This window comes from Arenimonas sp., from assembly GCF_047602345.1.
Lineage (GTDB): Bacteria > Pseudomonadota > Gammaproteobacteria > Xanthomonadales > Xanthomonadaceae > Arenimonas.
Genome location: NZ_JASGHN010000006.1, coordinates 114,000 through 140,413 on the forward strand (window position 1 = coordinate 114,000; position 26,414 = coordinate 140,413).

The window sequence follows — 26,414 nt, forward strand, 5'->3', positions numbered from 1 at the left end:
CGTCAGTCCTGGTTGGCGAGCGGGTGCAACCGGCCTTCGGTCAGTTCCAGCGTGCGACCCAACTTCCGCGCCAGACGGCGATCGTGCGTCACGAGCACCAAGGCCGTGCCGATTTCGCGATTGAGTTCGAGCAGCAGATCGAACACGCTCGCCGCAGTCTTTTCGTCCAGGTTGCCGGTCGGTTCGTCGCCAAGTACGCAGGCCGGTCGCGTGACTAGGGCTCGCGCCACCGCCGCGCGCTGGCGCTCGCCGCCGGAAAGCTCCCCGGGCTTGTGCCGCAGGCGGTGCGCCAAGCCGACACGTCCGAGCAAGTCGGTCGCATCGGCGCGCGCGGCCGCCACCGGATCTCCGCGAATCAGCAGGGGCATCATCACGTTCTCGAGCGCGGTGAACTCCGGCAGCAGGTGGTGAAACTGATAGACGAAACCGAGCATGTGATTGCGCAACTTGCCTCGCCCGGCATCGGACAACGCGGACATGGCCTGGCCAGCCACCAGCACCTCGCCTTCCGTCACGGAATCGAGCCCGCCCAGAAGGTGCAACAAGGTGCTCTTGCCAGCGCCGGAGGCGCCGACGATCGCGACGCTCTCGCGTCGGCGCACCGACAGGTTCAGGCCGGAGAACACCGGCGTGACGAGATCTCCCTCGCGGTAGGTCTTGCCCAGGCCATGGCACTCGAGCACGACCTCGGGCAAGACATGATCCGCCGCTTGCTTATTCATAGCGCAGCGCCTCCGCCGGGTCCACGCGCGAAGCGCGCCAAGCCGGATACAGGGTCGCGAGCAGGCACATCAGGAAGGCCACGCCGGCCACCATCATCACGTCGCTCGCTTCGACCACCGTCGGAACGCCGCTGATGTAGTAGACGTCGGCCGGCATCAGCTCGCTGCCGGTCATGCCCTCGATCCACTCGACGATGTGATTAAGGTTCAAGGACAGCATCACGCCGGCCACCACGCCGAGCGCGATCCCGACCACCCCGATCACCAGGCCTTGCACGACGAAGATCCGCATCACCGACCCGGGCGGCAGGCCCAATGTGCGCAGGATGGCGATGTCGGCCTGCTTGTCCTGCACCAGCATCACCAGCGAGGACACCAGGTTGAAGGCGGCGATGGCGATCACCAGCGAGAGCAGGATGAACATCACCGTCTTTTCCATCTTCAGCGAGCGAAAAAAGTTCTCGTGATCGCGCGTCCAGTCGCGCACGCGATACAGGCCGCCCATGCGATCGGCCAGGCTGCGAGCGACCGACCACGCATCCCAGATGTCGTTGAGCTTGAGGCGCACGCCGGTCACGCCTTCGCCCAATCGCGTCAGCTTCTGCGCGTCCTGCATGTGGATGAGCGCCAGGCCGAAATCGTACTCCTGGGCGCCGACCTCGAAGATGCCGGTCACGGTGAAACGGCGCATCTTCGGCACGACGCCGACCGGCGTGGTGCTGAACTCGGGCACGTAGACCGTCACCTTGTCGCCGACACCGACGCCGAGCCAGGTCGCCAGCTCGCGACCGAGGATGATGTTGAACTCGCCCGGCCTCAGGTCGCCGAGGTTGCCGCGCACCATCTTTTTGGCGATATCGGAGACCTTCGGTTCCCGGTCCGGCAGCACGCCGCGCAACATCGCCCCCTGCACGCGCGCGCCCTGGATCATCGCCTCGCGTTCGACATAGGGCGCCGCGCCGAGAACGCGGGCATCCTGCCCGCTCAGCGCGATGGCCTTCGGCCACTCCTGCAGGGCCCGTCCACCCCTTCGACGGTTGCGTGCGCGACCATCGACAGGATGCGATTGCGCAGTTCTTCCTGGAATCCGGTCATGACGGCGATCGTCGTGATCAGGGCCATGACGCCGATCAGGATCCCCAGGATCGAAGCCAGCGAAATGAACGAAATGAACCCGTTCCGGCGCTTGGCGCGCAGGTAGCGCAAGCCGATGGATAGTGAAAGCGGTTGGAACATTCCGGGCGGTCCGATTCGCTAGTAGATGAAGGAAGGGCTTGCGTTCGTCGTTTGCATGCGCCCTGCCGCCAGGCGCAACCCGCGCCGATCGCGGCGCGACAGTGTATCCGGCCACCAGTGCAAGCGCCGACGGTGCGACCCGTCAACGCCGGTGACGCTGGCCAGCGGTCCGCGAAGGTGCACGCGTAACCCGGACCAGGACTCCACTCCACCGCGGAAGTTCAGGCGCAAGGTGGCATCCCCGGGACTCAAGCAGACTTCGCACGCCGGTCGCGACCATTCCCGATGGGCCAGACGGAAGCCCTGGCCTGCGGCGGCGATGCTGACGAACGAGGCAAGCGAGACGGGCATGGCGCTCATCCAGACGGCCGAAGCCGCCAGCACGCCCAGCAAGACGAGCGTGCCCGCGTAGAGTCGGGACGGCCGCCAGTCAAGGCGGCAGAGCGACGATTCGTTCGACGATCGCATGCAATTCCGCGTCCTCCGCGTGCTCGCGTCCCATGCACCATCGCCAGAGCTTATCGTCCTCGCAGTCCAGCAACCGTAGGAAAACGGAGCGCTCGGCGTCGGAAGCCGTGGGCCAGGCCCGGTCGAGGTAGCGCAGCATCAGTTGGTCCAGTTCGCGCATGCCGCGGCGACAGCGCCAACGCAACCGCTTGAGTTCCGAATCATCGCTCACAAGAAACGAACCATCAGCACGCCCCAGAATCCGAACAGGCAGATGCCGCCCAGCACATAGACCTGGAAGCGGTGCATGACCTTGTTGTAGGTGCAGTGGATGAACGAATGCAGGTAGCGAAGCGCGACGAAGGTCCAGGCCAGGGCAAGCAGCGTTCCGCTTTCCTGCCGCGTGGCGAGCGCGAGAAGGCAGCCGGCGTAGAACAGCACCGGCAGTTCGAACAGGTTGCGGAAATTGTCCGACGCACGCGCGTCATCGATCTTCGCTGTCATCTCCGCGTTGGACGCCACCGATTGCGGATGGATGCGCCGACGCTTCATCTCGCCGATCCGCGTCTGGTACAGGCGCAGCCAGACCAGCAGCACCAGCGCGACCATCGCGAACATCGGCCAGGCCAGGCTCATCGCGACGACGGCCTCAGGCGCCGCGACGCTGCAGCATCAACTTCTTTATCTCGCCGATCGCCTTGGCCGGATTCAGGCCTTTTGGGCAGGTACGGGCGCAATTCATGATGGTGTGGCAGCGATAGAGCTTGAACGGATCCTCCAGATCGTCCAGGCGCGCACCGGTGTCTTCGTCGCGCGAGTCGATGATCCAGCGGTAGGCTTGCAGCAGGATGGCTGGGCCGAGATAGCGATCGCCGTTCCACCAATAGCTGGGGCAACTGGTGCTGCAGCAGGCGCAGAGGATGCACTCGTACAGGCCGTCGAGCTTCTTGCGGTCTTCCGGCGACTGCAGGCGTTCGCCGCTGGCGGGCGCCGTGCTTTGCGTCCGTATCCAGGGCTTGATCGAGGCGTACTGCGCGTAGAAGTGCGTCAGGTCCGGCACCAGGTCCTTGATGACCGGCATGTGCGGCAACGGGTAGATCGGCACTTCCTTCTTGCCGCATTCGTCGATGCCGCGCGTACAGGCCAACGTATTCGTGCCGTCGATATTCATCGCGCAGGAACCGCAGATGCCCTCGCGGCAGGAGCGCCGGAACGTCAGCGTCGGGTCGATCTCGTTCTTGATCTTGATCAGCGCATCGAGAACCATCGGGCCGCAGGCGTCGAGGTCCACTTCGTAAGTGTCCACGCGCGGATTGGCGCCATCGTCCGGATTCCAGCGGTAGATCTTGAAATTGCGCAAGTTCTTGCCGCCCGACTTGGCCGGAAAGTGCCGGCCTTTGCCGATCTTGGAATTCTTCGGAAGCGTGAACTCGGCCATGCGAACCTCAGGTGATCAGTCGTGCTGGCTCAGCTGGCGCATCCAGCCGCCAGTGAGGACGAAACGGGGGAAGGTGATGAACTGCTCGACGAAGACGCGACCGAGGAAATCGCCCGGGCCATCGAAAGGCACCGGTGCTTCGCGTTCGCGCTTGTGGCCAACGCCTTGCGCCGCGAAGGCGGCGACCATCAGCAGGAAGGACAACGCCGCAGCGAACCAGTAGGCCTGGACGATGCAGGATACGAACGCCAGCGTCGCGCCGATGAAAACGGGCACGGCGACGAAGTGCAGCAGAAGATTGCCGCGATCGCGATGATTGGAGCCGTAGTGGCTCCATTGCCAGGCGATGATGCCGCCTTCGCGCGCCATGACCGGGACCTCAGTACTTGCGTTCTTTCGGGGGAATGACACTGACATCGGACGACAGCACGCTCATGTGCACCGGCCGGTAGTCGAGCGTGGTGCCGCCCCGCTCGTCGACCCAGCACAGCGTGTGCTTCATCCAGTTGGCGTCGTCGCGTTTGGTGAAATCCTCGCGCGCATGCGCGCCGCGCGACTCCTTGCGGTTCTCCGCCGACACCATCGTCGCCACGGCCTGGCCGAGCAGGTTCTGCAGCTCGAGGGTCTCGATCAGGTCCGAATTCCAGACCAGCGACCGGTCGGATACCTTGACGTCGGCGAAGCTGGCGTGCGCCTCGCGGATCTTCGTCACGCCTTGCTGCAGGGTTTCGCCGGTGCGGAACACCGCCGCGTCGTTCTGCATGATGCGCTGCATGTTGTCGCGGATCTCGGCGGTCGGCGTTCCGCCATTGGCATGGCGCAGCTTGTCGAAGTTCGCCAGCGACTTGTCGCAGGCCGAACTCGGCAAGGACTTGTGCGGCTGGCCCGGCTTGATGGTGTCGGCGCAGCGATTCGCCACCGCGCGCCCGAACACCACCAGATCGAGCAGCGAATTCGATCCGAGGCGATTGGCGCCATGCACCGAGACGCAGGCCGCTTCGCCGATCGCGTACAGGCCCGGCACCACATGGTCGGGATTGCCGTTCTTCAGGGTGACGACTTCGCCGTGATAGTTCGTCTGCAGGCCGCCCATGTTGTAGTGCACGGTCGGCAGCACCGGGATCGGCTGTCGCGTCACGTCGACGCCGGCGAAGATTTTCGCGGTTTCGGCGATGCCCGGCAGCTTCTCGTGGATCACCTTCGGGTCCAGATGGGTCAGGTCGAGGTGGATATGGTCCTTGTGGGCACCGACGCCACGGCCTTCGCGGATCTCGATCGTCATCGAACGCGAAACCATGTCGCGCGGCGCCAGGTCCTTCACGCTCGGCGCGTAGCGTTCCATGAAACGTTCGCCGGCCGAGTTGCGCAGGATGCCGCCTTCGCCACGCACGCCCTCGGTGATCAGGCAGCCGGCGCCGTAAATGCCGGTCGGATGGAACTGCACGAACTCCATGTCCTGCAACGGCAGGCCGGCGCGCAGCGCCATGCCGCCGCCGTCGCCGGTGCAGGTATGGGCCGACGTCGCGGAGAAATACGCACGCCCATAGCCACCGGTGGCCAGTACCACGCCTTGGGCGCGGAAAAGGTGCAAAGTGCCTTCGGCCATGTCGAGGGCGAGCACGCCTCGGCAGGCGCCCTCCTCGTCCATGATCAGGTCGAGGGCGAAGTATTCGATGAAGAATTTGGCGTCGTGCTTGAGCGACTGCTGGTAGAGCGTGTGCAGGATCGCATGACCGGTACGGTCGGCCGCCGCGCAGGTGCGCTGCGCCGGCGGACCTTCGCCGTAACGCGTGGTCATGCCGCCGAACGGGCGTTGGTAGATCTTGCCCTCCTCGGTGCGCGAGAACGGTACGCCCTGATGTTCGAGTTCGATGATGGCCGGGATCGCTTCGCGGCACATGTATTCGATCGCATCCTGGTCGCCCAACCAGTCCGAACCTTTCACCGTGTCGAAGAAGTGGTAACGCCAATCGTCTTCGCCCATGTTGGCCAGCGCGGCGGAAATGCCGCCCTGCGCCGCCACGGTGTGCGAACGCGTCGGAAACACCTTGGTCAGGCAGGCGGTCGTCAGGCCCTTCGCGGCCAATCCGAACGTCGCACGCAGACCGGCGCCGCCGGCGCCGACGACGATCATGTCGTACTTGTGTTCGGTGATCTTGTAGGCAGCGGTCATGGCGGACTCAGGCGGAAAAGACGAGGCGGCCGATCGCCACGATGCAGGCGATGGCGCCGAGGGCATAGGCGAACTTGACGGCGATCTGCAGGGCGATTTCCAGCCAGCCGTGCACGTAATCCTCGATCACCACCTGCAGGCCGAGTTGCGCATGCCAGAACAGCGACAGCACGAAGGCGAGCATCAGCGAAGCGTTCAGCGGCTGCGCCAGGGTCGTGCGCATGGTGTATTGGTCGGCGCCGATCAGGCCCAGGGCAAGCACGACGAACCAGGGGCTCAGCAACAGCAGCGCCACGGCCGTGAGCCGCTGCACCCACCAGTGGCCGACGCCGTCCTTGGCAGAGCCCCAGCCACGGGCTTTCGCCAGCGGATCACGCAGGCTCATGCCGCACCTCCCGCCGTCCAGCCGACGTAGACGATCGCGGCGCTCAGCACGACCCAGAGCGCGAGCAGCGCGTAGCCCGTCGCGTAAACCTTGGGAATCTCGAAGCCCCAGCCGACATCCCAGAGCAAATGCCGGATTCCGTTGAGGAAGTGGTAGACCAGAGCAATGGCGAAGACCGACAGGCCGATGCGGCCGAGCAAGGACCCCGCGTATTCGGAGAAGCAGGCAAAACTCTCGCTGCCGCCGGCAACCGCCAGCAGCCAGCCCGCCAGCACGAAGGCGCCAATGGCCAGAGCTACGCCAGTGGCGCGATGGGTCAACGACAGCACACTGGTGATCTGAGGCCGGTAATACGGCCCGATCATGAAGGGCGACAAGGGGCGTTGCGGAGCGGCCATGCGCGGAACTCGCTGGAGTACGTGGAGGACGAGACGCCGGACGCCTCAGAAATCGATGCAGCGCCCGTTCTTTTCCCAGTCGCCGAAACGGGTCGGCTCCGGGCCCTCGCGCCCGCCGATTTCGACGGGCGGCACGGGAGGTTCGGGGCGGTTCTCGTTTTCGGCCGGCCGGTCGTCGCGGGTCGGCACGGGGCTTTGACCTATCATCTGCAGCCTGGAATCCATACGCGGATGTTAAGTCCCGCCCCCCATGCCTAACAAGATTGACAACGGCCTGACTGGCCTGGCGATGCTCGACGGCTTCACGGTTCTGGAAGTCGAAGGCGCCGATGCCGGTGCCTTCCTGCAGGCCCAATGCATGAACGACGTAGCGGCGCTCGCCACCGGCCAATGGCAATGGAACGGCTGGCTGAATCCCAAGGGCCGTGTCATCGCGCTATTCGCGCTGCTGCGGACCGACGAGCGGCGCTACCTACTCGTCCTGCCCGACTACCCGGCGAACGAGCTGAAATCGCAGTTCCAGCGCTATGTCTTCAGGAGCAAGCTGGGCCTGACCGGTGAAACGCCCTGGTCCGTCGCGGGCAGCTTCGGTCCCGTCGCCGCCGCCGAAGGCGAGTGGCGCCTGCCGATGGCGTCCGGCGATCTGCCCCGCGAGCTGCGCCTGGTGCCGGCCGGGACCGCGTTGCCGCCCGCCAGCGATGCTTGGAATGCCGCCTGGCGCGCGGCCGACATAGCCGCCGGTTTCCCGCGCTTGGGGGTCGAGCAGCGCGAGAGCTGGACGCCACAGATGTTGTCGCTGGGTCGCTTCTCGGCCTACAGCCTGAAAAAGGGCTGCTATCCCGGCCAGGAAATCGTGGCCAGGACGCATTACCTCGGGCAGGCCAAGCGCGGCCTGATCCGGATTTCCGGCAGCGATCTCGCCGCGGGTCGCCCGCTCACGAACGAGCCAGGAGGAATGGCGATCGGCGAAATCGTCTGCGCCACCGCCGACGGCGAACAGGCCCTGGCCGTCGCATCGCTGGACAAGTCCGAAGCGGCTTTGTGGTCCGGAGAACTCCCCCTGCAGCGGCTGGCGCTGCCGTCTGCCGAGCCAGCGTGACGGCCGTCACCGCTCTTTAATCGGGAATTTGGCGAAAGCGGCGCTGTCTGATATACCAACCCGTACGGTTGGGGGGATGCCATGAAATTCAGGAATATCGCACTCGCTGTCGCTCTGTCTCTTACGTTGACCGCGCCGGTCATGGCGGCCGACTACTACCTCGCGGTGGAACCGATTTATCCGCCGGCCCAGGCCCAGCAGGTCTACAAGCCCCTGCTCGCTTACCTGAGCAAATCCACTGGCCATCGCTTCCTGCTCAAGCCGGCGGCCAACTACCACGTCTATTGGCGCGACATGCGCACGAATGCGAAGGTCGACTTCGCGTTCGAAGAAGCGCACTTCACCGAGTACCGCATCAATCGGCAGAAATTCGTGCCGCTCGCGCGCGTGTCCGATCCGACCAATTTCGTCCTGCTTGCCGACCCGCAGCGCGAGAAGGGCGGCGTCAACGGACTGATCGGCGATCGCATCGTCAGCATGTCGGCGCCCAGCATGGGCTATCTGTTGCTCGGCGAGCTGTACTCGAATCCGCTGGCGCAGCCGGAAATCAACTCGGCTGCCGCTACCTGGCGCGACGGCGTGGAAATGGTCTTCGCCGGCGAAACCGACGCCGCCATGGTGCCCAACTACGTGGCGCGCGAATATCCGAACCTGGTGCCTTTGTTCACTTCGCGCGAGTTCGCCGCCCGTGCGTTCTCCGCATCGCAGACCGTGCCGGCCGACGTGCGCAAGAAGGTCGCGGACGCGCTGTTGCGCCTGCATCGCGACAGCTCACTGAACGAAGTGCTGGTGGAACTCGGCACGACGCAGTTCGTGCCTGCCAACACCAGCGAATACGCCGGCAGCGAACGCCTGCTGCGCGGGGTGTTCGGCTACCAGGCGCTGCCGCAGCGGGCGACCGCGCCTGCAACTACGCCTGCGCCGGCCAAGCCCGGCGCCAAGCCTGCCCAAAAGGCCAAGGGCGTGACCGTAGGTGTCGGCGGCTGAGCGCCACCAAGCGCCACGCCTCCGCCTTTTTCGTCCCTCTCCACGTCGTCCGCGCTCGTCCGGGCGGCGTGGTTCGCCTCCGGGCTTGAGCACTTTCGGCTAGACTTCCCCTGGGGAAAACAGGGCGGCTCTGCCGATGGCAGTCAGTGGGGACAACACGATCGCGGTCGTGATCCCGGTCTACAACCGGGCCAGGACGATATTCGCGACCCTGCAGTCGGTCGCGAGACAGACGCATGCGCCCGCCGTCCTCGTCGTCATCGACGATGGCTCCAGCGACGACATCGAAGCCAGCATGGAACAGTGGCAACGCGAATCGCAGCCGCGGTTCCCGGTGATCCTGCGCAAGCAGGCCAATCAGGGGGCGGCAGCGGCACGCAATCATGGCCTGCGCCTGGTGCCCGACGCGACCCTGGTGGCCTTCCTCGATTCCGACGACGCCTGGCCCGACGACTTCCTCGCACGCTGCCAGGCCGCGCTTTCGGCGCGACCGGACGCCGTCGCCGTCTCCTGCAACCAGGATATGGTCGATTTCTCCCGCGGCACCCACAAATCCGTGCGGTTGGACGGCATCGCCGACAACGCCGTCGCCTGGATGTACCAGCATGGCGCCGGCATCGGTTCCTGCTCGCTGTTCCGACGCCGGGCCATCGAACAGGCCGGCGGTTATCCCGAGCAGGTCATGACCGGGCACGACACCTGCCTGTTCGTTCGCGTTTCCCTGCTCGGGCCCTGGCTGCATGCGCCGGGTACGCCCGTCTGCATGGGTCGTAACCACTCGGGCGGCAGCGGCGACAGCGATCATCTGTGTCGCAGCTATCGCAACTACGAAGAGCGCTGGGCCCAGGTTTTCGACGATCTGGCCCACAAGGAATCCCTGTCCCGCTTCCTGCCGGTGCGTGAGTTAAACCGTCAGCTCGCGCGCCGCTGGTATCGCGCCGCTAAACAATGGGCGAAACATGGCGACCCGGCGCGGGCGGCCGACTGCTACCGGCGTTCGCTCTCCTATCGCAAGAACTTCGCAGCCTGGCTGCGGCTGCATACCCTTCCCTGGTTCGTCACTGCGCGCCCGCAGACCTGATCCTTTCACGATGCCGATGAACGCCAACCACGATCTCCCGCTCGCCTCCGTCGTCATCGAATGGGAGAACGTCAAACTGTCCGAAATGGATCGCTGCCGGCAGATGCTCGACGCGCTGTCGGCCCAGATCGCCGAACTGCAGACCCCCGATGCCGAGCGGCACCTGCTTCCCGGCATGACGCTGTTGCGAGCCCGTTTCGAAATCATCGTGCTGTTCGATCCCGAAGCGCTCGACCGCAGCGTCATCGAAGGCATCCTGAGCGCGCACCTGCCGCCATCGCCCTGGTACGAGTGGCGCCTGCTGTCGGCCGACGTCGACGGCTACTACGCGCAGAAGAACTACGGCGCGGAACACGCGCGCGGGGAGTGGCTGGTATTCATCGACAGCGACGTCGTCCCGGAACCGGGCTGGCTCGCCAACCTGATGGCGCCGCTCGCCGACGCAGGTCGCCAGGTCGTCGCGGGCCATACCTTCCTGGATCCCGAAGGGCTGCTCGGCCGCACTTTTGCGCTGACCTGGTTTTTCCCGCTGCCCAGCAAGGAGCGCAAGCTCGGATCGGCTTCGCATTTCTTCGCCAATAATGTCGCCTTCCGTCGCGACTGCTTCATCGCGCACCCGTACCGCCTGCTGGGCGGATCGGCGCGCGGTGCCTGCACCCAGATGGCTTGGGAGCTGAAGGAAAACGGCATCGGCATTACCCTCAACACCGCTGCCCAGGTTTCGCACGCGGCGCCCAATGGACTCAAGCACTACCTGCTCCGCGGCATCGCCCAGGGACGCGACGACCTGCTCGTGAGCCGGGCCAGCAAGAAACCCGGGGACGCATCCCTTTTCAACAGCTTGCGGCGCTTCCTGCGCTGGGAATGGCGCTCCTTCCGCAAGATCCTGACCAAGCACCGGCAGGTCGGCATGCCGTTCTGGCAGATCCCGGGCGCGCTGTTCGTCGCCGGCCTGTATTACCTGATGCTGTTGTTCGGCGACCTGGCCACGCGCCTCTGGCCGGAAAAGATGAAGGAAGCGATACAGCTGTAAGGCGAACGGGCCTGCCCCGCATCGCATTGCGGCCCGTCGCAGCGATCAGCTGACCTCGAAACGGATCAGCTCGTTGGCGTTGACGTCGGAGGCCTGTCCCAGGCTGATCGTGCCCGACTTGCGCAGGTGCAGCTCGTCGCGGTGCACGCGTTGTTCGTCGTCTTCTCCGATGCGCACGTAGGTGGCATTGGTGGATCGGTCGGCGATGACGAAATGGCCGCGCTTGTACTCGATCTGCGCATGGGTGCGGCTGACCCAGTCGGCTTCGATCACCAGCCCGTTGCTGGCTTCGCGCCCCATCATGAAAGGCTGCGAGTTGACGTTGAGTTCCACCAGCCTGCCCTTGTGCCGCAGCCGGAGCGTACCGCCGGCCTCGGTATGGGTATCGAAGAGCTTGACCGCGCTCTGAACCGTGGTCATGCCGGAGGTGTCTTCCTGCCAGATGACATCCACGATCTCGATCGGGAAGAGCTTGCCGCTGACCCGGGCCTTGCCCAGGCTGCGGGTCTCGGGTGCCTTGCCCTCGACATTGGTCAGGGTAACGGCGGTCGTCACGATCTGCTCGCGCTTGGCCAGCGAGGCCATGCGGGCGGCGGTGTTGACCGCATCGCCATAGACGTCGCCGTTCTCGTCCAGTGCCTCGCCGTGATGCAGACCGATACGCACGGCAAGGCTTTCGCGCACGAACTGGATGTCGCGCGCCATCTTCCGTTGCATTTCGCACGCCGCCTGAAGACCACTCAGTGCCGTCGGAATCGTGCACATGATTTCATCGCCAATGGTCTTGATGACCCGGCCGCCATGGCTCTGGCAAATCAGACTCAGGGCATCGAGGACCAGGGCGATCAGTCGACGGGCCTCGACATCGCCCTTGGTCTCGAATAGCCGCGTGCTGCCGCTGACATCGGCGAACAGGATGGTTTGCGGCCTGGATTGAGTCATGCGATCAGTATAGACGGTGACTTGCCCGAGTGGTTCAACGGATTCAGGCCAATGTGCCGGCCATCGCAACTATATCGGCATCCGAGGGGATGACGAGGAAAGCCGCTCCGGCCAGCGGCGTAAAGGTGTCCGCGCCGACGACGCGGGCCAGGGGCTTGGCACCGAGCCCGGCTTCGACCACGGCCGTGATGACGCCCTCGCCCACTCCGGCGCTGCGTCGGCCTTCGTCGACGACCAGGATACGGGCGCAATCGCCCGCGTGACGAGCGATGGCGCCGGCATTCAAAGGCTGCAGCCAACGCAGGTCCACCACGCGCACCTTCCAGCCGCGCTGCTGTTGGATCGTGCGCGCGGCCCGCAAACTCATCGGCACGCCGTTGCCGAAACTGAAAATCACCAGGTCGCGCGCCTGCTCGTTGTACACCCGCTCTTCGCCCAGCGTCATCGCCTGGTCCGGCGCCGGATAGCTGGTCAACCACTGGCCGTCGCCTGCCTCGTACAAGTCCTTCGTCATGTACAGGGCGATCGGCTCGAGGTAGGCGCAGACGCGGCCATCGACCTTGGCCAAGGCCATCATCGTGCGCAGCATCATCGCCGCGTCGTCGCCGCGACTCGGGCAGCCCACGACGAGCCCGGGGATGTCGCGCAAGGCCGTGATCGAGTTGTCGTTATGGAAATGCCCGCCGAAGCCGCGCTGATAGCCGAGCGAGGCCACACGCATCACCATCGGATTGCGGTACTGGCCGTTGGAAAAAGAACTGCAAGGAACAGGCCTCGCCGCGGATCTGGTCGCAGGCGTTGTGGAAATAGGCGAGATACTGGATTTCCGGCAAGGGCAGCATGCCCATGTTGGCGAACCCCTGGGCCAGGCCCAGGATCATCGTTTCGTCGAGCAGCGTGTTGAAGACGCGTGCACCCTTGAAAGCCTTGTGCAGGCCCTTGGTCACCGTGTACACGCCGCCTTTCTGCGCCACGTCCTCGCCGAACAGCAGGGTCTCGGGGTACTTGCAGAACAGATCGTGCAAGGCATTGTTGATCTGGATGGCCAGATGGCGAGGCGGTTGCTTCTCCGGCAGTTTGGCCTCGTCGCCGAACACGGCGAGGCGCTTTTCGGCAAAATCGGCCCGACGCGCCTCGGCCTTCACCTTGTCGGCCGTGTACGGCGCCAGCGGCGCCATCACTTCGGCCAGCGACTGCAGACGCGGCCGGCGATCGGCATCTTCGGCCGCCGCGAAGCATTTCGCGCGCGTAGCTTCGTACAGGGCCAGTACTTCGTCGCGCGTCATCAGGCCGGACTGCAGCGCGACCTGAGCCGAACGCAACAGCGGGTCCGCCGCCTCGACCGCCATCAGTTCCTCGACGCTGCGCCACTCGATCTCGAAATCGGTGCCCGCGTGACCCATGATGCGGGTCGTGCGCAGGTGCAGGAAGGTCGGTCGACGCGTCCGGCGGCAATGTTCGACCGCCGCCTCGACCTGGCCATAGCCTTCGACGATGTCGAGGCCGTCGGCATAGAAATAGTCGAGCCCGTCGCGGTGGCGGAAGTTGTTCGCGATCCAGCCGTTCGGCGTCTTCACAGAAATGCCGATGCCATTGTCCTCGCAGACATAGAGCACCGGCGCCGGCAATTTCTGGTAGGCGGTCCACTGTGCGGTATTGAACGCGGTCTGGGCCGTTGCATGGTTGCTGGACGCGTCGCCGAAGGAGCAGATGGCGATCGAGTCGTCCGGGATCGGCAAGGCGTGGCCGATGCGGCGCGCCTGTTCGATCGCGACGGCGGTGCCCAGCGCTTTCGGCAGATGCGAAGCGATCGTGGACGTCTGCGGCAACACCCAGAGTGGCTTGCTGCCCCAGACCTTGTGGCGACCGCCCGAAATCGGATCGTCGCTGCTGGCGGCGAAACTCAGGGCCGAGTCCATGATCGGGTCCATGCCCGGCAGCTTGCGGAACCGTTCGGCCATGAAACCGCCGGAACGGTAGTGCAGGAAAGCTGGATCCGTATGTCGCGTCAGGCGCGCGACCATCGCATTGCCTTCGTGACCGCTGGAACCGATCGTGTAGAACACCTTGTTCTGCACGCGCAGGACGCGCGCCATCAGGTCGAGGTGGCGGCTGATGAGCTGCGACTCGAACAACTCGAGGAAATCGCGCGCGCTGCAGCGGCTGCCTTCCAGGATGGGTTCGTCCGGCGAAGGTTTCGGCTCCACCCGACCGTTCCAGCCACGCACGAACTCGAGGAAGTTCTCGTCGCAGACCTTGGCGCGATTGACGTCTTTCTGGCGGGCGGGAACGAGTGGCGCGACTGCGGACATGACGGGTTCTTTCTTGAAGTCAGTAGGATTGCGGCACGAAGCCCGGCTGCGCTTCGACGCGCTGCAACCAGGAGCGGACCGCTGCATAGGCGGATAGATCGAAGCCGCCGACGGGCGCTTCGTGCGTGTAGGCGTACAGCGCGATGTCGGCGACGCCATAACCGCCATCGCTGAAAAATTCGCTCTTCGACAGGCGCTGCTCCATCACATCGAGCGCCTGATGGCCGCGTTCGCGCAGCCTCGGCAATTCGGCCTGGCGCGGATGGTCGGCCGGCAGCCACTTGGCGATGTAGCGTGCGACCGCGACGTAGGGCTCGTGGCTGTACTGTTCGAAGAACAGCCATTGCAGCGCTTGCGCCCGTTGCCAGTGATCGGTCGGCAGATACGCCGAGCCTTCGGCCAGATAGCAGAGGATGGCATTCGATTCCGCCAGCAAACGGCCGTCCTCGAGTTCGAGCAGGGGCACCTTGCCGTTGGGGTTCTTCGCCAGGTACTCCGGCGTGCGGGTCTCGCCGCGCGTGCTGTCGACGTCCACCCAGCGATGCTGGCGACCGAGGTGCGAGAGCAGCAGTTGCAGCTTGTAGCAATTGCCCGAAGCCCGCATGCCGTAAACGGTGGTCATGCGCCCTGCCCGCTCAAACGCCGCGCCTGCCACTGCGCACGCGTTTGCGCCCAGATCTCAATCGGTTCTTCTTCGAACGGCGCCGGCAGCTTGCCCGGCCCACGCAGGGTCGAACCCAGGCGCATGGCCAGGGCTTGCGATGCACGATTGTCAGGATGGATCGAATGAATGACTTCGTCCCATCCAAGCGCCTCGAACGCCCAATCGATCGCCGCACGACCAGCCTCGGTGGCGTAACCCTTGCCCTGCGCGTCCTTGTGGAAGGCCCAGCCGACCTCGGTGCCCGGCCAGCCTTCCGGCTGCCAGGGGCCGAGCTGGCCGATGCAGCGCCCGCTCGTTTTCTCGATCACCGAGAACATCGCGTAGCCCTGCAGCACCCAGGCACCCGGCATGGCGAGGAAACGGCGCCAGGCGGCCGCGCGCGGCGCGTGGCCGCCGATGAACTTCGCGGTTTCCTCATCGCCGATCATCTCGGCATAGGCGTCGAAGTCCTCGCGCTGGGGAACGCGCAGGATGAGGCGCTCGGTCTCCAGCGTCGGCCCGATCCGGATCATCGAACTCAGAACGCGTTGATGCCGGTGACCTCGCGGCCGATCACCAGCTGGTGCACCGTTTCGGTGCCCTCATAAGTGATGACGGATTCGAGGTTCAGCGCATGGCGGATCGGGGCGTATTCGGTGGTGATGCCGGCGCCGCCGAGGATGTCGCGCGCCTCGCGCGAGATGTCGATAGCCATGCGGCAATTGTTCCACTTGGCCATCGACACCTGGGCGGGCTGCATCGTGCCGGCGTCCTTCAGGCGGCCGAGCTGCAACGAAAGCAGCTGCGCCAGCGTGATGCGACGCGCCATGTCGGCGATCTTGAGCTGCACGGCCTGCGTCGCCGCGATCGGGCGATTGAACAGGATGCGGGTCTTGGCGTATTCGAGCGCGGTCGTGTAGCTGGAGATCGCCGCGCCGATCGGGCCCCAGGTGATGCCGTAGCGGGCTTGCGTCAGGCAGCCGAGCGGACCCTTCAGACCCTTCACGTTCGGCAGGCGCTGGCTGTCGGGAATGCGCACGTTGTCGAAGAACAGCGCCGACGTCACCGACGCGCGCAGGCTCATCTTCTTGTGCACTTCCTGGGCGGTGAAGCCCGGGGTGTCGGTCGGCACGATGAAGCCCTGGATCCCTTCGTCGGTCTGCGCCCAGACGATGGCGATCTGCGCGACGTTGCCGTTGGTGATCCACATCTTGGCGCCGTTGATGACCCAGTCGCCGCCGTCTTTCTTCGCGACGGTCTTCATGTTCGCCGGGTCGGAGCCGCCGTGCGGTTCGGTCAGGCCGAAGCAGCCGATCACCTCACCACGCGCCATGGCCGGCAGGTAGCGCATGCGCTGCTCTTCCGAACCGTAGGCATAGATCGGATACATGCACAGCGAACTCTGCACCGAAACGAAGCTTCGGATACCGGAATCGCCGCGCTCGAGCTCCTGGCAGATCAGGCCGTAGCTGACGCCATTCAATCCGGCGCAGCCGTATTTCTCCGGCAGGGAGGAGCCGAGCAGGCCCATCGAGGCGATCTCGGGGATCAGCTCCTTCGGGAACCGGCCCTGATCGAAACAGTCGCCGATGATCGGAATCACCTTCTCGTCGACGAAGCGGGCGACGGAGTCCTGGATCATCCGCTCCTCTTCCGAAAGCATCGAGCGGATATCGAAAAGATCAGTCGGATTCAGTGCCATGCGAGTGCCCAAGCCAAAAGGTGACGTAATCGCCCATTTTAGCCGGTCGCAGGCCGGCGCGGCACCCCGGAAACGACGCGGGGCCGGCTGCCCGGCCCCGCTGGATCCCCCGCAAGACGCCCTCAGCGGGCCGGCGACATCGCCAGGTGGTCCGCGGGAGTGACCACCACGACCCCGTTTTTCACCGCAAGACGAGGGCCGGGGTCATGATCCATGCGCAGGCTGCCGCGCTGGTCGCGGTAGCGCCAGGACACTTCATAGCCGATGACGCGGTCGCGCTGGCCGATCAGGATGCGATCGCCCGGGTCGTGCTCCAGTCGCTTGCTGACCAGCAACCCGTCGGAGCGGTACTGCACGTCGTAACCGACCGTCGTGGTCCGGGGACGGGACTCCTCGCGACAGATACGCTGCGTGGTCGCGACCATCCGGCCGCCTTCGTGGCGCCGGTCGATCTCGCGCCCGGCATAGCCTCCGCCCACGGCGCCTGCGACCGTGGCCAGCTTGCGCCCGTCGCCTTTGCCGACCTGGTTGCCGAGCAATCCGCCGACGACGGCGCCGACCAAGGCTCCATCCTTGTTGCCGAAGCGTTCGGGCGCACGCGTCTGCACGACGCGGTCCTCGCAGACTTGCTGCGTCACCTGTTCGGTGCGGGTGACCGGTCGCGTGTCGACCACATCGGCGAACACGTCTTCCTTGATCAGTATCGGCGTCGCCGACGTGACCCTAGCGTAGGGCGTGCCCACCAGTCCGCTGCGGTAAGCACCGACCGCGGCACCCGCGACCAGCACACCGCCGATGGCTACTGCCAATGCTTTGTTCATTTCCCGCTCCTGCTCGCGCGGCTCGACCGCGGTGCCTGCAGGATCGCCAGCACGGACTGAACGAAAACCAAAACCCGGGCCCACTCGCGTTCCAGGATTCAGCGAGCGTGCTAGTTTTGTTCATCCGCCTGGAGATCGTCCGATGAGCAATCCCCTGCTGGGCCCGGTCCTCGCCTTCGCGCAGCGATTGCGTTTCCCGACGTTGTTCGCGCTGGTCGCGACCATCTTCTTCGTCGATCTCCTGATTCCCGATTTCATCCCCTTTGTCGACGAATTGATGCTCGGGCTCGGCACGATCCTGCTGGCGAACCTGAAACGGCGCCGCGAACCCGAAGCGCGCCCGCCGATCGAGGGCGAAGCCAACAAACCCTGAGCCTATGGCCGTCCTGTTCGACAGCCATTGCCATCTCGACGCCGAAGAATTCGACGGCGATCGCGCCGATGTGATCGCGCGCGCGCGCGCCGCGGGCGTGACCCGACAACTCCTGCCGGCCGTCGAATTCGCGACCTGGCCCAAGCTGCGCGATATCTGCCGGATAGAACCCGGTCTGTCGCCGGCTTATGGTTTGCACCCGATGTATCTCTCGCGGCATCTCCCGTCGCACTTGGAAGCGCTTCCGGAATGGATCGAACGTGAGCGACCCTGCGCGGTCGGCGAGTTCGGGCTGGATTTTTTCGTCGATGGGCTCGACGCGGAAACGCAGCGCCTTTACTTCCTGCGTCAGCTGGAGATCGCTCGCGAGTTCGACCTGCCGGTCGTGCTGCACGCACGGCGCGCGGTCGAAGAAGTCATCGCCAGCCTGCGCCGCATCGGCGGTTTGCGTGGCGTCGTGCACAGCTATTCGGGTAGCGAGGAACAGGCGCGGCAGCTGTTCGGGCTGGGCTTCTCGATCGGCATCGGCGGGCCGCTGACCTACGACCGTGCCCAGCGCCTGCATCGCATCGTCGCCTCCATGCCGCTGGAATTCCTGCTGCTCGAAACCGATTCGCCAGATCAGCCCGGCAGCGCGCAGCGCGGCCAGCGCAACGAACCGGCCCATCTGGCGGAAGTACTGGCGAAAGCGGCGCAACTGCGTGGCGCCAGCGAAGAGTCGGTGGCGGAGGCCACGGCCCTCAACGCGGAACGGTTGTTCGGCCGCCTGGGCGCTTGATCGAAACGCGAGCCGCTACGCGGTCGCGCGCTTTTCGGCTTTCAGCAGCAGTTGCAGGGCCCGGGCGACGGCGGCGAAAGCGAAGGCACCCGTCACGTGCGTCGCGGCGCCCAGGCCGGCGCCGCAATCCAGTTTCAGCGCCGCATCCGGCCCCAGCGATGGTCGTGTTCCGCAAACGGAGCCATCGGCCTGCGGATACTGCACGTTCTCCAGCGAATACACCGCCGTAACGCCGAAGTAGCGATCCTTGTTCTTGGGAAAATTGAACTCGGCCCGCAGCTTCTTGCGGATCAGGGCCAACAAGGCATCGTGTTCGGTGCGCGACAGGTCGCGCAGGCGGATCTGCGTCGGATCCGTCCGCCCGCCGGCCGATCCCACCACGACTACTGGCAGTTTTCGCCGACGACACCAGGCGATCAACTCGACCTTGCTGCGGAAACTGTCGCAGGCATCGAGCACGAGGTCGTAACCCTGATCCAACAACTCGGACAGATTGGACGGTGTCAGGAAGCTGGCGATCGCCCTGACCTCGATCGCGGGATTGATCGCGCGGCAACGCTCGGCCAATACCTCCGCCTTGCCCCGACCGAACTGGCCATCCAGCGCATGCAACTGTCGATTGGTATTCGATACGCAGACTTCGTCCGCATCGATCAGAGTCAGGCGACCGACGCCGCTGCGGGCCAATGCCTCCACCGCCCAGGAACCGACGCCGCCTAGTCCGACGACGCAGACATGCCGCCCCGCCAGGTGCGTTGCGCTGCCCAGGCCGTACAGTCGGTCGATGCCGCTGAAGCGCGGGTCTGGTCGGGTCGTCGTCATCGAACGATTTTACGCCACCACGCCCTCGTCACGGCGGTGAATGCCTGCCGAACGCCGCCCGCATGGGTCGGTACCCGTTCAGGCGGATTCCTCTAACGTCGGCCCTGGTTTCGACAAGGAGTGAGCCAATGTCCACCCATAATCTGCGTTCCCGAATCCTGCTTGCGGCCGTGCTGGCGGCCACGCTCGGCGCTTGCGCCAGCAGCCCCTCCTCCTCCAGCTACGGGAGTTCGCCCGCCCCAGCGGTGAATCGCTGCTACGAGTGCGGCACGGTCGAGCGGATCGAGGTGCTGGAAGTGACCGGCCAATCCAGCGGCGGCGGTGCCGTGCTGGGCGGCATCGTCGGCGGCGTGCTCGGCAACCAAGTCGGCAAGGGCGACGGCAAGAAGGCCGCGACGGTCGCCGGCGTGGTCGGCGGCGCGGTGGCGGGCAACGCGATCGAAAAGCGCACGGTGAAACACGATTACCGCATCACGGTGCGCATGGACGACGGCCGGCGCGTGACGGTCACGCAACCGACGATCTCTTCGAACCTGCGCGAAGGTTCGGTGGTGCGCATAGACAACGGCCGCGCGGTACTGATGCGCTGACCCGCCTTCTGCCTTCCCGGACAGCCGTGCTAAGGTCGCGGCTGTCTTCGGGAGGCATCCATGCGTTCCTTGATCCTGCTGCTGGTCGGCCTCATCGTCGGTGCCGTGGGCACCGCCATCCTGATCAATTCCCTCAACCGCGGCACGGCCTATCCGCAGGGCGTGATGGCGGTGTTGGGCGCGCAGATGGGCGCGCTCGACCAGAGCATCAAGCAGAACCGGTGCGCGCCGACGGACATCATCCCGCGGCTGCAGACCCTGCGTTACGTGTCGAACGATATCGAACCCGCGTTCGCCGACCGCATCAGCGATGCGCAGTTCGGGCGCTACGCCGGCGAGCTACGCGCGGCGGCCGATGCTTCGCTGATGTCGCCGCCCGGCAACTGTCCTGCCGCTGCGGCGATGCTGAGCAAGCTCAAGCAGTCCTGCGAAAACTGCCACCGCGACTTCCGCGGCTAGGCCAGGCGCAGACGCAGCCATCGGACCGCCGCGTCGGCGACGGCGTCGGGCTGTCGCATCCAGCGAAAATGATCGGCGCGCGCACTCAGGGCTGCTTCGTCCAGGCATAAGGACTCGTGGTTCGTCGACCCGATGCGCCCGAGCAGGTCCGACATCGAAATCTCCGGCACCAGCCAATCCTCGCTGAAACGAATCCCCAAGGCGGGTTGTTGCAGGCTGCGGAGCTGCGCATCGATCCCGGGCGTCGCCGCCAGTTGGCGGTATTGTCCCGACACGACCGTACTCGCCCAATCGCGCATCACCTGTCCCGCTTCGTGCCCCGCCCAGTTCAGGCGATTGCCGGGAAACGAACCGAGGATTCGCGTCAGCGGACGCAAGGCGTGCGCGAACAGGCGGACGCCCAAGGCCTGCGCACCGGGGAAATACCGCGCCGCGGGCACGCCAGTCGCGATCAGCAGCAAGGCATCGGCCTGATGGGGCTGCATTGCCAGCGACAGGGCCGCAAGCTGTCCGCCCAGACTGTGGCCGCCAAGGACCCAGCGGTCGCCCGGCAGATGCTGTCTGGCCGTCGCGATCGTGAGGGGAATGTCGAGTTCCAGCAGTTCGCGATAGCCCCAGTCGCGGCGCCGCGCCGGACGCCAGGAACTGCTCCCGGTACCACGCCACTCGTGCACGGCGACATTGAGCCCGCGGCCCTGCAGGGACGCGGCAAAGGCATCGTACTTCGCCGCCGGCACACCCAGCGCCGGCAACCAGACGAGTGTCGAAGCGCCGGTGCCCGCCCGCCACAAACGGATACTGCAGGCATGCCCGTCGGGGCTGCGGGTTTCGACCACGTCCGGGCTGTCGCTCATGCCTTCCTTCCGGCGAAAACAGCCGCCATTAGAACCGATCCCGCCACTCCATGAACGGGCGAGATCCGCCCGGAACAATGCCTCACCCGCCGTCGAGGCATTGACCTACACGGACTTGCGGCTTCGCAACATGCCAAGCCCGTCACACTGCGCTAAGGTCGAATCGTCCGCCGCAACGGACTTTCCTTCCACTTTTTCCGGGGATCTGCATGTCGAAACTTGCTCGCAACCTTCTGGTGACCACGGCCCTGGTCGCCGCCACTGGCGCCGCGTTCGCCGCCCGCACGGGCAATGGCCCGCAGGCCAATGCCGCCAACCCGCTGCGCATCAGCATGCTGGCGGACAGCAACAGCTCGCAGGCGTTCATGGGCACCGTGCAGTTCCGCATCACCAACAACAGCGACGACATCGTCAAGATCCCGTCCTGGCTGCTGCCCAGCAACGAGGCCACCGGCAAGCTCTTCGACGTCAGCCGCGGCGGCAAGCAGGTCGACTACCTCGGCCCGATGATCAAGCGTCCGGCGCCGACGGAAGCCGACCTGGTCACCTTCCAGCCGCATGAAACCAAGATCGTCAGCGTCGACCTGAGCCGAGCCTACGACCTGAGCGCCGGCGGCGATTACACGGTGCGCTTCCGCAGCACCCTGCAGGGCGCCTTCAACGGCAAGGGCCAGCGCATCGCCGCGGCCGATGGCCGCCTGCTGAACTTCGAATCGGTACCGCTCAAGCTTTGGGTGGACAGCAACAATCCGCTGCTTTCGCTACAGCCCGAAGCCGCCGTCAAGCCGGCCGCGACCTCGGTGGTCAACGGCGTGACTTACGTCGGTTGCACCACGGCTCGCATCAATACGGCCGGCACGGCGGTCGTCGAGGCCCGCAAGTATTCCGAGAACTCGAAGTTGTACCTGAATGCCGGCACGCAGGGCCCGCGCTACACCACCTGGTTCGGCGCGTACACCAGCAGCCGTTACACCACCGTGCGCTCTCACTTCTCCAGTATCGATACCGCCATGGACCAAACCGGCGGCAAGATCAAGATCAACTGCGGTTGCAACCAGAACTACTACGCCTACGTCTATCCGACCAAGCCCTACGAGATCTTCGTCTGCAAGGCCTTCTGGAGCGCGCCGACCACCGGCACCGATTCGAAGGCCGGCACCCTGATCCATGAAATGAGCCACTTCAACGTCGTCGCCGGCACGGACGATCACGTCTACGGCCAGTCGGGCGCCAAGAACCTGGCGATCACCAACCCGAACAACGCCGTCGACAATGCCGACAACCACGAGTACTTCGCGGAAAACACGCCGTTCCAGAACTGAGCGACAAACCGCTGCACGAAACGGCCCGCTTCGGCGGGCCGTTTCCTTTCCGGCGCTTGCATCCGGACGCATCGCCGCTACATTGCAGGGATGGAAACTTCGACTGTGCTGTACGTGCTTTCCGCCCTCCTGATCCTGGTGGGCCTCGCCGGTACCGTCCTGCCGGCCTTACCCGGCTTGCCGCTGATGTTCGCCGGCATGCTGTTGGCGGCCTGGGTCGGCGATTTCCGCGAGATCGGTGTCTGGATCATCGTCGCGCTAGGCGTGTTGACGGCCGTATCCATCGCGGTCGACCTGCTCGCCACCCTGCTCGGCGCCAAACGCGTCGGCGCCTCTCGTTGGGCCATGGTCGGCGCCGCCATCGGCACGTTCGCCGGTCTGTTCTTCGGGATTCCCGGGCTTCTGGCAGGACCTTTCATCGGCGCGGTCGCTGGCGAAATGATCAGCGGCAAGGAACTGCGCGACGCTTCCCGTACCGGGTTCGCGACTTGGCTGGGATTGGCGATCGGCGCAGCGCTGAAGCTGGCGCTCGCTTTCGCGATGCTGGCGATCTTCCTGGTGGCGTTCTACGTCGACTGATTCGGGCTATTGCTGCAACTCGCGCAGGGTCACCGAGGGCGGCGCCGACAGCACGCGTCGCGTCGCCAACATGCCGGCCACAACCGCCGCGAGCATTCCGACACCGGCGCTGATCAGCGCGGATCGCCAGTCAGCCGTCCAGGGCAGATCGAAAACCTGTTGCGCCACCACGCCGGCCAATACCGTGGCGGCGATCGCCGCCGTGGCGCCCGCCAGCAGGCCGATCGCGGCGAACTCAGTGGCCTGCGCCAGCATCAACTGCCGCCTCGACCCGCCGAGCACGCGCATGACCGCCGTTTCGAGCAGGCGTTCGTCCTGCGAGGCGCTGACGGTCGCCAGCAATACCAGCACGCCGGCGATCAGGGAAAAATAGAACACCGCCTCCACCACCGTCGTGACCTGCTGTACGGTCCTGCGCACCTGGTCGAGCACGGCGTCGATATCCACCACCGTCAGGTTCGGGAAGGCGGAGACCAGTCGATTGGTGAACTGCGGTTCGCTCTTCGGCACATGGATCCCGCCGATGTAGCTGGCCGGATAGCCATCCATCGAACCGGGTGAAGCGATGACGAAGAAGTTTGGCTGGAAGCTTTCCCACTCGACCTTGCGCAGGTTGCTGATGCGGGCTTCGAAACGCTGACCGGCGATGTCGAATGCGACGCGATCGCCGACCCGCCAGCCCAGCGAGGCGGCGAAGTCCTGCTCGACCGAAACCTCCGGCTCGCGCGCCCCCGTCGTCGGCCAGAACTTCCCTTCGACGACTTCGTTGTCCTTGCGCAACCTGTCGGCGACGCTGAGGTTGAACTCGCGATCCGCCCTGCGGCGCGTGCGCTCGTCCTTGCCCGCGTAGTCTTCGCCAGTGACGGGCTTTCCGTTCACTTCGACCAGTCGGCCACGAATCATCGGATACAACTGCGGCGACCGAATCCCTGCCCCGATCAGGTGCCGCTTCACGTCATCGAGCTGATCGGACTGAACGTTGACGAGAAAACGGTTCGGCGCGTTCTCGGGCAGCGATTGTTGCCAGCGCGACAGCAGGTCGGTGCGTACGAAGGTCAACAACAGCAAGACCATCAGGCCAAGACCGAGTGAAGATATCTGCGCGACGCTCGACGCCATGCGGCGGCTGAGATTGGCCAGGCCGTAGCGCCAGGGGCCGCGCATGCGCTTGCGCAGACGACGAAGCAGGAGGATCAGCGCGAATGCCAGCACGCCAAGCACCGCCAGCGTCCCGACGATGCCGGCGAGCACCGCGCTCGCCAGCGCCGGCGAACCCGCCTTCCACCATAACAAGGCGCCCAATCCGGAAAGCGCCAGCAAAGCGACGGCCCACGCGCTGGGTTCGGCGAAATCCACATCGCGCCGCAAGACACGCAAGGCCGGAACGCGGCGCAGGGCGAGCACCGGCGGCGCTCCGAAAGCCAGCAGCACCGTCATGCCGACACCCAGGCCGGCGGCCATCGGCTGCCAGCCGGCGGCGGGAATCGCCACGCCGAGAAATTTCGACAACCAGGCCGCCACGGCCGCCTGCAGCCCGTAAGCGAACAGCAATCCGATGGCGCTGCCCATCACTCCCAGCATCAGCAGTTCGCCGACATGGATACCCGCGAGCGTGCGTTGGCTCGCGCCCAGGCAACGCATCACCGCGCTGCCGGCCAGGTGGCGCGCGCTATGGCGACGTGCCGCCATCGCGACGGCGATCGCCGCCAATACGACGGCCACCAGCGCAGCCAGGCCGAGAAAACGGCCTGCCCGATCCAGGGCGGAACGAATCTCGGGACGCGCATCCGCAGCCGTTTCCAACCGCTGTCCGCGACCAAGCTTCGACTTGGCTTCCGCGACGAATCCGTCCACCGCTGCGGCATCGCCCGCCACCACGAGGCGATAGGCGATGCGGCTGCCGGGCTGCTCCAGGCCCGTCGCCGGCAAATCCGTCAGATTGATGAAAACTTTCGGCCCGTTGCTGAAATAGTCCAGTGCTGCGTCCGGTTCCTGCACGACGAGCGCGGCCAGCCTGAACTCGGCACTGCCCAGGAGCACCGTGTCGCCGACGCGTGCGCCGAGCGTGTCCGCGCCGCTGCGCGTCATCCAGGCGCTGCCCGGCGACGGAACGGCCCTGGCGACGCGATCGGCCTCGCCCTCCCGCAGGACGAACTCACCGCGCAGGGGAAATCCTTCGCTGATCGCCCGCACTTCGCCCAGACGCAAATCGTCGCCGACGCGCACCATGCTGTTGAAGGAGCGTGTCTGCGCCTGGCGCAAGCCGCGTTCCTTCGCCATCTCGAACCACTGCGGCGAAATCGCTTGATCGCCACGCAGCACCGCATCGCCGCCGAGCAGACGATTGGCCTCGATGGCCAGCGCGCGTTCGGCACGGTCGGTCAGCAGCCCGACCGCCGTCACCGCCATCACGGCAAGCACGAGCGCCGCCAGCAGGATGCGGATTTCGCCCGCCGCCAGGTCGCGTCGCAGCTGGCGCCAGGCCAGCGCGAGCGTCCTCATGCATCCACCAGGCGGCCCGCGGCCAGGCGCAGGATTCGGTTGCAACGCGCTGCAAGGCGCTCGTCGTGCGTTACCAGGATCAGGGTCGTGCCCCGCTGGGCGTTCAGGTCGAACAATTGTTCGACGATGCTTCGGCCGGTGGCCGTATCCAGGTTGCCGGTGGGCTCGTCGGCGAATAACAGCGCCGGCCGCGTCACGAATGCGCGCGCGATCGCCACGCGTTGCTGCTCGCCGCCGGACAATTGCCGCGGGTAGTGATCGAGTCGTTCGCCCAGGCCCACTTTCGCGAGAATGTCGCGCGCCGGCGACGCGGCGTCGCGTTCGCCACGCAATTCCAACGGAAGCATCACGTTCTCGAGCGCGGTCAAGGCGGGCAGCAGCTGGAAGTTCTGGAAGACGAATCCGACTTTCTCGCCGCGCACCCGCGCCCGGCCGTCTTCGTCCAGCGCCGAAAGCTCGGTGCCATCGAGCGTCACCGAACCCGAGCTGGGTACGTCCAGGCCCGCCAGCAGCGACAGCAGGGTACTCTTGCCCGAACCCGAGGCCCCGACCACGGCGACCGCCTCGCCCGCGGCAATGCTGAAACTCACGTCGTGAAGGATGGTCAACTCGTGGTCGGGCAGGCGCACGCGCTTGCCGATGCCCTTGACGTCCAGGGCAGGACAGGCCGCCTGGCTTGAAACCGCGTTCGACGCCGCCACCGTTGAGTTCATGCG

General features: G+C 65.6%; 29 protein-coding genes and 2 pseudogenes. 10 read left to right on the top strand and 21 right to left on the bottom strand.

What is annotated here, in order from left to right; genetic code table 11:
- Nucleotides 1-2: 2 nt before the first annotated feature.
- The 11 genes and pseudogenes from lolD to QM707_RS05000 all read right to left on the bottom strand — a co-directional run bounded on the left by lolD (nucleotide 3) and on the right by QM707_RS05000 (nucleotide 6,988).
- On the bottom strand, nucleotides 3-722 hold the full coding sequence (gene lolD / locus QM707_RS04950) for a lipoprotein-releasing ABC transporter ATP-binding protein LolD (RefSeq protein WP_415000750.1): 720 nt from the start codon (nucleotides 720-722) through the stop codon (nucleotides 3-5).
- Nucleotides 715-1,958, bottom strand: a pseudogene (locus QM707_RS04955) (lipoprotein-releasing ABC transporter permease subunit). Before QM707_RS04955 ends, lolD begins: the two are co-directional and overlap by 8 nt.
- 18 nt (nucleotides 1,959-1,976) lie before the next feature.
- Nucleotides 1,977-2,309: a hypothetical protein gene (locus QM707_RS04960; RefSeq protein ID WP_415000751.1), complete on the bottom strand. Its 333-nt coding sequence runs from the start codon at nucleotides 2,307-2,309 to the stop codon at nucleotides 1,977-1,979.
- 79 nt (nucleotides 2,310-2,388) lie between these two features.
- Nucleotides 2,389-2,637, bottom strand: coding sequence for a succinate dehydrogenase assembly factor 2 (locus tag QM707_RS04965; protein ID WP_415000752.1), 249 nt, complete (start codon nucleotides 2,635-2,637; stop codon nucleotides 2,389-2,391).
- Nucleotides 2,634-3,041 carry an MAPEG family protein gene (locus tag QM707_RS04970; RefSeq protein ID WP_415000753.1) on the bottom strand — a complete coding sequence of 136 codons (408 nt, stop codon included), beginning with the start codon at nucleotides 3,039-3,041 and terminating at the stop codon, nucleotides 2,634-2,636. The genes QM707_RS04965 and QM707_RS04970 overlap by 4 nt, the downstream gene beginning before the upstream one ends.
- 13 nt (nucleotides 3,042-3,054) lie before the next feature.
- On the bottom strand, nucleotides 3,055-3,843 hold the full coding sequence (locus tag QM707_RS04975) for a succinate dehydrogenase iron-sulfur subunit (RefSeq protein ID WP_415000754.1): 789 nt from the start codon (nucleotides 3,841-3,843) through the stop codon (nucleotides 3,055-3,057).
- A 15-nt stretch (nucleotides 3,844-3,858) separates the two neighbouring features.
- Nucleotides 3,859-4,212 carry an Mpo1-like protein gene (locus QM707_RS04980; protein ID WP_415000755.1) on the bottom strand — a complete coding sequence of 118 codons (354 nt, stop codon included), beginning with the start codon at nucleotides 4,210-4,212 and terminating at the stop codon, nucleotides 3,859-3,861.
- Nucleotides 4,213-4,222: 10 nt separating this feature from the next.
- On the bottom strand, nucleotides 4,223-6,016 hold the full coding sequence (gene sdhA / locus QM707_RS04985) for a succinate dehydrogenase flavoprotein subunit (protein WP_415000756.1): 1,794 nt from the start codon (nucleotides 6,014-6,016) through the stop codon (nucleotides 4,223-4,225).
- Nucleotides 6,017-6,023: 7 nt separating this feature from the next.
- Complete coding sequence (gene sdhD, locus QM707_RS04990; RefSeq protein ID WP_415000757.1) at nucleotides 6,024-6,401, bottom strand: succinate dehydrogenase, hydrophobic membrane anchor protein; 378 nt, start codon at nucleotides 6,399-6,401, stop codon at nucleotides 6,024-6,026.
- Complete coding sequence (gene sdhC / locus QM707_RS04995) at nucleotides 6,398-6,799, bottom strand: succinate dehydrogenase, cytochrome b556 subunit (protein ID WP_415000758.1); 402 nt, start codon at nucleotides 6,797-6,799, stop codon at nucleotides 6,398-6,400. Before sdhC ends, sdhD begins: the two co-directional genes overlap by 4 nt.
- A 45-nt stretch (nucleotides 6,800-6,844) precedes the next feature.
- Nucleotides 6,845-6,988 (bottom strand): DUF1674 domain-containing protein, encoded by a 144-nt coding sequence (locus QM707_RS05000; protein WP_415000759.1) that lies wholly within the window; start codon nucleotides 6,986-6,988, stop codon nucleotides 6,845-6,847.
- Nucleotides 6,989-7,049: 61 nt separating this feature from the next.
- Between QM707_RS05000 and QM707_RS05005 the strand changes: the two genes are divergently transcribed.
- From QM707_RS05005 to QM707_RS05020, 4 genes are all read left to right on the top strand, one after another.
- On the top strand, nucleotides 7,050-7,898 hold the full coding sequence (locus QM707_RS05005) for a YgfZ/GcvT domain-containing protein (protein WP_415000760.1): 849 nt from the start codon (nucleotides 7,050-7,052) through the stop codon (nucleotides 7,896-7,898).
- An 81-nt stretch (nucleotides 7,899-7,979) separates the two neighbouring features.
- Nucleotides 7,980-8,885 carry a phosphate/phosphite/phosphonate ABC transporter substrate-binding protein gene (locus QM707_RS05010; protein WP_415000761.1) on the top strand — a complete coding sequence of 302 codons (906 nt, stop codon included), beginning with the start codon at nucleotides 7,980-7,982 and terminating at the stop codon, nucleotides 8,883-8,885.
- A gap of 136 nt (nucleotides 8,886-9,021) precedes the next feature.
- Nucleotides 9,022-9,966 (top strand): glycosyltransferase family A protein, encoded by a 945-nt coding sequence (locus QM707_RS05015; protein ID WP_415000762.1) that lies wholly within the window; start codon nucleotides 9,022-9,024, stop codon nucleotides 9,964-9,966.
- A gap of 16 nt (nucleotides 9,967-9,982) precedes the next feature.
- Nucleotides 9,983-10,999: a glycosyltransferase family 2 protein gene (locus QM707_RS05020; RefSeq protein WP_415000763.1), complete on the top strand. Its 1,017-nt coding sequence runs from the start codon at nucleotides 9,983-9,985 to the stop codon at nucleotides 10,997-10,999.
- 45 nt (nucleotides 11,000-11,044) lie between these two features.
- Here QM707_RS05020 and QM707_RS05025 read toward each other — a convergent pair whose 3' ends face one another.
- The 6 genes and pseudogenes from QM707_RS05025 to QM707_RS05050 all read right to left on the bottom strand — a co-directional run bounded on the left by QM707_RS05025 (nucleotide 11,045) and on the right by QM707_RS05050 (nucleotide 17,419).
- Nucleotides 11,045-11,941 (bottom strand): adenylate/guanylate cyclase domain-containing protein, encoded by an 897-nt coding sequence (locus QM707_RS05025; protein WP_415000764.1) that lies wholly within the window; start codon nucleotides 11,939-11,941, stop codon nucleotides 11,045-11,047.
- Nucleotides 11,942-11,984: 43 nt separating this feature from the next.
- A pseudogene (locus QM707_RS05030) lies at nucleotides 11,985-14,253 on the bottom strand (thiamine pyrophosphate-dependent enzyme).
- 19 nt (nucleotides 14,254-14,272) lie between these two features.
- The gene (locus QM707_RS05035) at nucleotides 14,273-14,875 is read right to left on the bottom strand and encodes a glutathione S-transferase family protein (RefSeq protein ID WP_415000765.1); all 603 of its coding nucleotides are present in this window, start codon (nucleotides 14,873-14,875) and stop codon (nucleotides 14,273-14,275) included.
- Nucleotides 14,872-15,429 carry a GNAT family N-acetyltransferase gene (locus tag QM707_RS05040; RefSeq protein ID WP_415000766.1) on the bottom strand — a complete coding sequence of 186 codons (558 nt, stop codon included), beginning with the start codon at nucleotides 15,427-15,429 and terminating at the stop codon, nucleotides 14,872-14,874. The genes QM707_RS05035 and QM707_RS05040 overlap by 4 nt, the downstream gene beginning before the upstream one ends.
- Before the next feature lie 5 nt (nucleotides 15,430-15,434).
- A complete protein-coding gene (locus QM707_RS05045) occupies nucleotides 15,435-16,598 on the bottom strand; it encodes an acyl-CoA dehydrogenase family protein (RefSeq protein ID WP_415000767.1) in 1,164 nt (387 codons plus the stop codon).
- A gap of 122 nt (nucleotides 16,599-16,720) precedes the next feature.
- Entirely contained in the window at nucleotides 16,721-17,419 is a 699-nt protein-coding gene (locus tag QM707_RS05050; protein WP_415000768.1) for a glycine zipper 2TM domain-containing protein, read from the bottom strand.
- Between the two features lie 142 nt (nucleotides 17,420-17,561).
- Between QM707_RS05050 and QM707_RS05055 the strand changes: the two genes are divergently transcribed.
- Together QM707_RS05055 and QM707_RS05060 are read left to right on the top strand one after the other, a co-directional pair.
- Nucleotides 17,562-17,792: a DUF6116 family protein gene (locus tag QM707_RS05055; RefSeq protein ID WP_415000769.1), complete on the top strand. Its 231-nt coding sequence runs from the start codon at nucleotides 17,562-17,564 to the stop codon at nucleotides 17,790-17,792.
- Nucleotides 17,793-17,796: 4 nt separating this feature from the next.
- Nucleotides 17,797-18,570, top strand: a complete 774-nt coding sequence (locus QM707_RS05060) for a TatD family hydrolase (RefSeq protein ID WP_415000770.1) — start codon at nucleotides 17,797-17,799, stop codon at nucleotides 18,568-18,570.
- A 15-nt stretch (nucleotides 18,571-18,585) separates the two neighbouring features.
- Here QM707_RS05060 and tcdA read toward each other — a convergent pair whose 3' ends face one another.
- Nucleotides 18,586-19,392 (bottom strand): tRNA cyclic N6-threonylcarbamoyladenosine(37) synthase TcdA, encoded by an 807-nt coding sequence (gene tcdA, locus QM707_RS05065; RefSeq protein WP_415000771.1) that lies wholly within the window; start codon nucleotides 19,390-19,392, stop codon nucleotides 18,586-18,588.
- 128 nt (nucleotides 19,393-19,520) lie between these two features.
- On the opposite strand from tcdA, the gene QM707_RS05070 reads away from it, so the two are divergent.
- Nucleotides 19,521-19,982: a glycine zipper 2TM domain-containing protein gene (locus QM707_RS05070; protein WP_415000772.1), complete on the top strand. Its 462-nt coding sequence runs from the start codon at nucleotides 19,521-19,523 to the stop codon at nucleotides 19,980-19,982.
- 60 nt (nucleotides 19,983-20,042) lie between these two features.
- Nucleotides 20,043-20,441 (top strand): hypothetical protein, encoded by a 399-nt coding sequence (locus QM707_RS05075; RefSeq protein WP_415000773.1) that lies wholly within the window; start codon nucleotides 20,043-20,045, stop codon nucleotides 20,439-20,441.
- On the opposite strand, the gene QM707_RS05080 is transcribed toward QM707_RS05075, so the two are convergent.
- Complete coding sequence (locus tag QM707_RS05080; protein WP_415000774.1) at nucleotides 20,438-21,295, bottom strand: alpha/beta fold hydrolase; 858 nt, start codon at nucleotides 21,293-21,295, stop codon at nucleotides 20,438-20,440. The genes QM707_RS05075 and QM707_RS05080 overlap by 4 nt on opposite strands.
- Nucleotides 21,296-21,504: 209 nt before the next feature.
- On the opposite strand from QM707_RS05080, the gene QM707_RS05085 reads away from it, so the two are divergent.
- Nucleotides 21,505-22,617: a M35 family metallo-endopeptidase gene (locus QM707_RS05085; protein WP_415000775.1), complete on the top strand. Its 1,113-nt coding sequence runs from the start codon at nucleotides 21,505-21,507 to the stop codon at nucleotides 22,615-22,617.
- Between the two features lie 90 nt (nucleotides 22,618-22,707).
- The gene (locus tag QM707_RS05090) at nucleotides 22,708-23,196 is read left to right on the top strand and encodes a DUF456 domain-containing protein (RefSeq protein ID WP_415000776.1); all 489 of its coding nucleotides are present in this window, start codon (nucleotides 22,708-22,710) and stop codon (nucleotides 23,194-23,196) included.
- Between the two features lie 6 nt (nucleotides 23,197-23,202).
- Here the strand turns inward: QM707_RS05090 and QM707_RS05095 are convergent, their stop codons facing one another.
- Together QM707_RS05095 and QM707_RS05100 are read right to left on the bottom strand one after the other, a co-directional pair.
- Nucleotides 23,203-25,698 carry an ABC transporter permease gene (locus QM707_RS05095; protein ID WP_415000777.1) on the bottom strand — a complete coding sequence of 832 codons (2,496 nt, stop codon included), beginning with the start codon at nucleotides 25,696-25,698 and terminating at the stop codon, nucleotides 23,203-23,205.
- On the bottom strand, nucleotides 25,695-26,411 hold the full coding sequence (locus QM707_RS05100) for an ABC transporter ATP-binding protein (RefSeq protein WP_415000778.1): 717 nt from the start codon (nucleotides 26,409-26,411) through the stop codon (nucleotides 25,695-25,697). Before QM707_RS05100 ends, QM707_RS05095 begins: the two co-directional genes overlap by 4 nt.
- Nucleotides 26,412-26,414 lie beyond the last annotated feature (3 nt).